Annotated in this window: 3 protein-coding genes; all 3 read left to right on the forward strand. The window is 55.4% G+C overall.

What is annotated here, in order from left to right; all coding sequences use genetic code 11:
- Window positions 1-16 precede the first annotated feature (16 nt).
- Entirely contained in the window at window positions 17-3,967 is a 3,951-nt protein-coding gene (locus ACYVG7_RS07905) for a tape measure protein (RefSeq protein WP_460882641.1), read from the forward strand.
- Window positions 3,964-4,347 carry a hypothetical protein gene (locus ACYVG7_RS07910; RefSeq protein WP_460882642.1) on the forward strand — a complete coding sequence of 128 codons (384 nt, stop codon included), beginning with the start codon at window positions 3,964-3,966 and terminating at the stop codon, window positions 4,345-4,347. Before ACYVG7_RS07905 ends, ACYVG7_RS07910 begins: the two co-directional genes overlap by 4 nt.
- A gap of 40 nt (window positions 4,348-4,387) precedes the next feature.
- Window positions 4,388-7,260, forward strand: a 2,873-nt coding sequence (locus ACYVG7_RS07915) for a hypothetical protein (protein ID WP_460882643.1), incomplete at its 3' end; no start/stop codon positions are given.

Genomic DNA, 7,260 nt, shown 5'->3' on the forward strand with positions numbered 1-7,260 from the left:
TTTTTGTGAGTCGAGCATGTCAAACCTGAGCGAAATCCAACTCAAAATCATTGCCGGCATTGATGGCCTTGTCGAGATCGGCAAGCTCATCAACGAACTGGATGCCCTGGGAGGCCAGACAACGGAATCGAGCGCTGAGGTTGAAAAGCTTGTTTCCACCCTGGATAACCTGCGCCAGCAGGACCAGCTGATCTCTAAATTCCAGACCCTGAAGAAGGGCACCGCTGATCTGAGCTCAACGCTGGATGAAGCCCGCACTCGGGCAACGTCGTTGGGTAAGGGGTTGGCGGATTCCAAGCAGCAAGTGGCATCGACCAATGCCGAATATCGCTCCAGCAAGACCGCCACCCAGGCGCTGGCTGATGAGTGGCAAGCCGCCAAGGTCAAGGTTGATCTGCTAACCAAGGGCATCAAAGACAGCGCCAGCCCAACTCGAGCCCAGCGTGATGAGTTGAAGGCCGCCAAAGAACAAGCAAAGCTTCTCGGCGAGCAATACAAAGCCTCGAGCAAAGAGACTGCGACACTCGATAAGGCCCTACGCTCTACCGAGCAAGCACTGAAATTGCAGACCCGGGAGTTCAATGCTGCCCGCAAAGAGGTGAATCAGCTTGATGAACAGTACATCAAGCAGAGCGGAACCCTGAATGGTCTGCGCACCCAACTGCAACAGTCTGGCCTGAATACCAAGCAGTTGGCCGCAGAACAGCGAGGATTGAAAGCGGCAACTGAACAGGCCGAGCAGGAGATCGCGGGGTTAGCGAAACAGCTACGCAATCAGGCAGGCGATCAGCAATGGGTAAATGAGCAACTCAAAGCTGGCGAACAACAGCTCAAAGAATATGGAGCTGCAGCAGACAAGACAAAAAACAGCACTGCTGATCTTCATGAAAAAACAGGTGGTTTTACATCCAGCGTTGTTTCTTTGACTGGAAAGCTGGTTGCACTGGCTGGGGCTTATGTCGGGATCCAAGCCATCAAAGATAGCTTGGTGTCCTTGTTTCAAGCAGGGGATAAGGCAGAGCAGCTTGGAATTCAAATGACTGCCGTAATGGGGTCTATTGAAAATGGGCAACAAGCAACCGCATGGATCAAGAAGTTTGCTAAAGACACCCCGCTCCAGCTGAATGAAGTCACTGAAACATTCATCAGATTAAAGTCCATGGGCCTAGATCCTATGGATGGCACGATGCAGGCTGTTGTTGATCAATCATCGAAGTTAGGCATCGGGTTCGAGGGGTTGCAGGGCGTAACCCTTGCGCTTGGCCAGGCATGGTCGAAAGGAAAGCTTCAAGCAGAAGAGATGAACCAGATGATAGAGCGTGGCGTTCCCGTCATGGCTTTATTGTCTCAAGCTACTGGCAAAACGACCGCAGAGTTACAAGCCATGTCGCAAAGCGGCCTGCTGGGTCGCGATGCTATCAAGGCTTTGATTTCGGAGATGGGCAATCAGTCTGTCGGCGCAGCAAATGCGCAAATGAGCACCATGTCCGGATTGTTATCAAACCTCGGGGATAGCTGGACAGAATTCAAAACTTCGGTCGCCAACGCTGGTGTGCTTGAATGGGCAAAGAACCAACTCCAAGAGCTGAGCAATACCATCAACCAGATGGCGAATGATGGGCGACTACAGCAATACGCGAAGCAGGTATCTGATTGGCTGGTAACAACTGGCGAAGCTACCAAGCAGTTCATCCTAGATATTGGCGGCAGTTTTGATGGGTTAATCGCAGGGACAAATGCTGCGGTACAAAGCCTCAGAATTGTATTCAACCTGTTCACTGGTACGGTAAAAGGTCTTGCTGTTGAGCTGTTAAAGCCAACGTATGCCATTGCGAAAATACTGGATAGTGTTGCCGATCTTGCTGAGGCCATGGGCCAGAACGGACTAGCAGGAAAGATCCGGGAATCATCTGGATTGATGAAGGCCGAGTACAACGCCTTCGCTACCTCTCTTCAAGAGGATGCGAATGACATCATTGATGCCACATCCAAAATGGCTGGCGGGCAAGAAAGCGCGTCAGTGATCATGGCGAAGGCCATGCAGAATACCGAGGCACAATCAAAGTCCAGCATCGGTGCTATTCAAAGCCATTATCTTGGCCTGCGCGAAACGACAGAGCAGACTAATTCGGCAATCTCAGATCTGTTCGCAAAAGCGGGGATCGATCTTGAGCAGGCATCAGGCCGAGTTAGCTCAACTGTTCAAGATTTCGTTTTTGGCTTGAACGCTATTGCTAATTCCGCGGAGGTCAACGGACAGGCCACTAAAGCGTATTTAGATAAGGCATTTGATTCCGCACATAACGTTGCGGAAATAAAAGCCCTGACGAATAGCATGCAGGAATTGCATGATAAGGGGAAATTGGTAGGTGCTCCCTATATCGAGTCATTGGCACAGGCTACAGAAGCGGCGAAGAAACTGTCCAAAGAATCCGCTGCCGGTGCGGCTATCTATATCGACCTTCTGAATAAGCAGAAGGAGGCAGCCAAGGAGGCGTATGCCTCCGGGAAAATGTCCGCTGAGGAATATCGGCAGACGGTCGGGAAGGTGAACAAGGAGCTGGAAAAGACTACCAAACAGCAGAAGGCTAATGCTGATGCGGCGGATGAAGCTGCAGGTAATTATGAACAACTTGGCATTAAGTCAGCAGCGGCCTTGGAGAAGCTGGCGGCAGAAAACAAGAAGGCTTATGCCGGTATAAAATTGACGGGTGATAGCCTTGCCGTCCAACGTCAGGCATTTCTGGTCTACGCCGAATCAGAATTGGAGGCCGCGGCTGCGACTGGGCGATATGCCGATGCTTCGCTTTATGCCCAAGCCGCTACGCTGGGCCTGTCTGATCAACTGGTGGCGCTGATCCAGTCGATTGATGCCACAGGCTCCAGTGCAGACCAGACCAGTGAACAGTTGCGTGAATTGCTACGCCTTCAGAATCAAGTAAATGGAACTGGTGAAAAACCCCAGAAAACCGTCACCGAGCAGAATGCTGAGAACATTCAAAAAGCCATGGAGGCGACCAGAGCAGGGGCTCAGGCCGCTGCAGCCTACATCGGCAACTACAGCTCTGCTCTGCAGCAAATGGCCAAGGACATGAGCGCCCAAACTGAGTCCATGATGAGCAACATCATGGGCTGGACGCGGGGGAGTTCCGAAGCCAGTAGCGCCGTCTCTACGTTGAATCAAAAGCTCGCTGACAATGCTGCACAATGGCGAGAAATCCGCTCAGCCGTCACCCTCGATGACATTCAGGGGCATATCAAAGATCTGGGGTTGGCATATCTGGCATCCGAACGGGCCTATCTCAAGCAGGCACTGGCCGCCGAGAAGATGACGGCTCAGCTGACTGATGTCGATAACGTCACTGCCAAAAGTGTCAAACGCGCTGAGGGGCTGTACAACAACCTGGACATGCTGGACGAACAGGACCTTTCTGGCCTGCGCTCCGCGATCGACTCCGCTCGCTCGAAGATGGACCAACTCGAGAGCAGTGCCCGGAATACGTTAAACAGCTTGCGGGATGAGCTGGACCAGTACAACGGTGCTCTGGATGCCATCGAGGAGCGGGACTATGAAACCAAGCTGGCTGCCTTACAGGCCCAGCTGGTGGCAGCGAAGACGGCTCAAGACGCTCAAGCTATAGCCGACACCAAGGAGTCGATGGCCATCCTCAAAGAGCTGCACAAGCAGAAGATGCAGGACATCGCCGAGGAAGCAGCCGCAAAACGAGCAGCTGCCGCCGAAGAAGCGGCCAGCGCCGCCACTGCCAAGAAATCAGCAACAATATCAACTGGCTCCAGCAGCGCTAACGCAACGAGTACATCCAGCACCCAATCAACCGCAGTCAGCAAAACGATTGAGCTCAAACTCGGCCAGAGCTCGGCAAAAGTGCAGGTGACGCCAGAGCAGGAGCAAAACCTGGACAAGTTGCTTGACCAGCTCGCCGCCGCTAAAGGGATCACGCTATGAGCCAAACACTGAATGGTCTACCGCTGGGGCAGGGCGAAAACCTGATCTGGAGTGATGAGCTCGATTGGACGCCACTGGAGCAGACAAAAACCTATGGACAGACCGGGATGCTGCTGCAGCAGAGCGGGGTGAAGAAGGGCGGACGACCAGTGACCCTGACCGGCGACTGGGTCACCCGTGAGCAGCTGGACGCCCTGATCGCGACCCAACTGCTGGGCACTCCGTTGCCGCTGGTTCTTGGCAACCGGACGTTCTCGGTTTATTGGGACGCCACTCAAAAGCCCATCGAGGCGTCTCCAATTCTTGGGCCCGATACTGAGCCGTGGGAAGACCCAAACCTGCAATACGAAGTCACTTACCGATTCTTCACTGCCGAATAACCAAGCCGCCGAAAGGCGGTTTTTCATTTAAGGATGCCGCATGACTATCCAACCCGCTGATCTCGTATTGCTTGAATCAGAGCGCATGACCGATGAGGCGTCCGGCGGCGGGCGCCCGACCGGTAGAACAATCCCGGACAATACGCTCAACGCCATTTTTCAAAAGACATCGCGCCGGGATCGCACCGAGGGTCGCACCAACCTGACCAAGGTTTTCTGTGCTGTACGCACCGCGACCGCAGAGTCTTATCAGGGGAGTCACTTTGCCGTCACCCGTGACGCTGAGGATGCCCACATCAACGTGGTCTGCTTACCAGGTACTCCCACGGATACCCGTGCTGAGGCCCGCGCTCGCATTGAGGCCTATTTAGTTCCTGGTGTGTTCAGCAACCTCTATCTGCTGGGTGACCAGTATGCGGGTCAGCGCACCATCCTGTTGTACCAGGAGACCAAGGAGCAGTTGCCAGAACTGGGATCCACCCTGTTCCTCAAGCAGCTGGATAAAACCGGTGCTGTCGTGGCCACCGACTACGTCAAGATCAAGAGTTACGATGCCGAGGTCCGCCAATTCATATATGAAAAGGGTGGCGAGTTTTTTACCATCACGCGTCGTCAGCTGACCGTCAAGCTAGCAGGCAAGCTGCGGATCAACCTCTTCGGCGGGGTTCCATATCCGACTGGTACATTAGTCAGCGGCGATACACCTGCCGCAAAGGTTTACTTCACCAACGTAGCGGATACTGCCCAATTCTACGGCGTATCTGCTCTGGCCCAGCCAGCGGTGGCTGGCAGCGCATCGGTCCGAGTGAAAGATGTCTACAAGCCGATCGTACCCAGCGCCTACTCTGAGACCAACGTCATCGAGCAGCAGGCCCTCTCCGATCTCGCTCAGTTAGCAGCATCTGGACCAGCCACCTCGGCGGCGCTGACTTTTGCGGTGGTCGCCGGTAATCAGTCACGGGCGTTTATGCCACGCATCCCGATGCGGGGATCTGTGCTGACCATCGACAGTGGCGTTTACAAGGATGATGGCTCAGGTAGTTTCAAATTCGTCTCCGGCGCGGACAATTTCAGCCAGATCTCCCTGTCTTATGAGTCCGGACAGATTGACGCCTATCGCAAGACCAGCGTGTTCACCAGTGGTGCCCAGATCGCCTACACCCCAGCAGCCCGCATGATTGGCGCGGCAGTGAGTGTCGAGAAGGAAGTCACCGTGGCCAACCGCACCTTCAGTTGGATTTGGTCCTATCCGAATAACCCGCCTGAAGCGGGATCCGTGGTGATTTGGTATCGCAGCTTGGGTAAGTGGCAACTGATCCAGGATGACGGTACCGGCCGCTTGACCGGTGCCGGCACCGGAACGGTTACCGCGAGCGGCACTATCTCGGCCACGTTCAGTTCGCTGCCGGATGCCGAAACCAGCATAGTGCTGATGTTCCTGCCGATCGGGGCCCTGGAGTACACGCCTCTGGCAGGCGCCATCACGGTTGCCAAAAAGCAGGTGCTGGCACTGCCTTATGTGCCGCAGCCGGGAACATTAGCCATCACCTGGACCTCAGGCGGCCAGAGCAAAACCGTTACTGATAACGGCAGCGGGGTGCTCGCGGGAGATCTGACCGGCGCAGGGTCTGTTAGCTACGCCGGTAAATCCGCCACCTTTGTTCCCACCGGTCTACCAGACGATGGCGTGTACCATGTTGCCTATACTCGCGGTCCGTACCGCCTGGCCAACGTCACGATCCCGGATGATGCGTCCACCATGGCCAGCTTCAGTGCCGGTGCCCCCCTGTCACCTGGTAAAACGTTGATTCGGTATCCGTTGCGACGCCGAACTTCAACTGGCTCGCCGGAAACCGTGACGATCACCTTGGTTGATGATGGTACTGGCAAGCTGCAGCGGGACGGGGTGCAGGTCGGCACTATCGATTACGCGGCTGGTACCGGCTCTTTCTCATGGGCCAAGGAATACACCTACACCGTGACCAGCTATGTGTTCAATGGTCTGGCGATGCAGAAGCAAAAAGAGACCATCACCGCCACTGAGCTGAATGGTGGAGCGGGTACGCTAGAGGGGTTACCGAGCAACGAGAGTGCAGGGGTGACTGAGAACATTACCGTAAATATGCCGGAGCTCTCGTTCTCCTTGGCGGCGCCGAATCTGGTATCTGGCAGCCTGATGTTTACGGATGGCGGCAACATCTATATCGAGCGTGACGGCATATTGTGGAAGAACCCGGATAGCCGAACCGGAGCCGGTAGCCGTGTGGGCCGTGTCGAATTGGCGGCCAGCCGGGTTGTGATGAGCGATGCCAAGGGCGTCACCGGGAACATCCTGATCAATGCCGGTGTGGCTCTGGTCTCTCGGCCGTATCTATCCAGTGCAGTATGGAAAACACCAGGTGCCCCGCTCAAATCGGGTGGATTGGAGGTAAAGGCCATCGCCGCTGATGGGACGACGCTGGTTTCCAGCGATCCAGGTACTGGCACACTCGCTGGGGCACTGGGTTCCGGTCAGGCCGACATCAGCACGGGGTTGATCTCTATGCAGTTTGCTCAAGCGGTAGAGGCGGGGAGCCTGACCTATTCAACGGTGATCTTGACAGCCATTCCCCTCGACTCTGATGCCATCGGCATTGACCCGGTGCGCCTGCCTCCGGATGGAAAAGTGCCAATCTATCAGGATGGGGTCGGCGTGGTCATTGGCCATACCGCTACCCTCGACATCGGCACTCCGACTGCCAACCAGGTGATTGATTGCGGCCGCGACTATCTGGCTGAGGTCTGGATCACCGATTCTGCTGGCAGCAAGCTGGCGGTCAATCAGTACGCTGAAAACCGGGATACCGGCATCGTCACCATGGCCAGCTCGCTGGCGCTCATCGATGCGGCCGGTACTGCACTGGTGCCTCCGCT

The sequence above is a fragment of the Pseudaeromonas pectinilytica genome, from assembly GCF_054780855.1.